The sequence below is a fragment of the Mesorhizobium sp. M2A.F.Ca.ET.037.01.1.1 genome (genome assembly GCF_003998075.1).
Taxonomy (GTDB): Bacteria; Pseudomonadota; Alphaproteobacteria; order Rhizobiales; family Rhizobiaceae; genus Mesorhizobium.
In genome coordinates this window covers 1-488 of record NZ_RZSA01001776.1, presented here as the reverse complement: position 1 = coordinate 488, position 488 = coordinate 1, and the positions used below count along the sequence as shown (strand labels likewise).

Here is a 488-nt window from a genome sequence, read left to right as displayed (position 1 = left end):
GGCCGTCGTCGGCTCGTCGGCAATCAGCAGCTTGGGATTGCACGCCAACGCCATCGCGATCATCACGCGTTGGCGCATGCCACCCGAGAAGAGGTGCGGAAATTCGTGGAAGCGCGACTTCGCCGCCGGGATCCGCACCTTCTCCAACAGTCGAATAGTCTCCGACTCGGCCTCGGAGCGCGACAGGCCGCGATGCAAGATCACCGCTTCGGCTATCTGGTAGCCAATGGTCAACACCGGGTTCAGTGAAGTCATCGGTTCCTGGAAGATCATCGCTATTTCGTTGCCGCGAATGCGGCGCATCTCGGCATCCGGCAGGGTGAGCAGCTCTTTGCCTTGGAGCTTGATCGACCCTTCGACTTTGCTCGAACCCGGCGGGTTGAGCCTCATGATCGAGAGTGCAGTCACGCTCTTGCCGGACCCGGATTCGCCGACGACGGCGACAGTCTCTCGCGCGCCGATGTCGAATGAAACGCCATCCACAACAG

The 488-nt window shown here is 61.1% G+C and carries 1 protein-coding gene; it reads right to left on the bottom strand.

Annotated elements, in window-relative coordinates; translation table 11 throughout:
* The coding region (locus EOA27_RS39745; RefSeq protein WP_145970960.1) for an ABC transporter ATP-binding protein at positions 1 to 488 on the bottom strand (488 nt) is incomplete at both ends.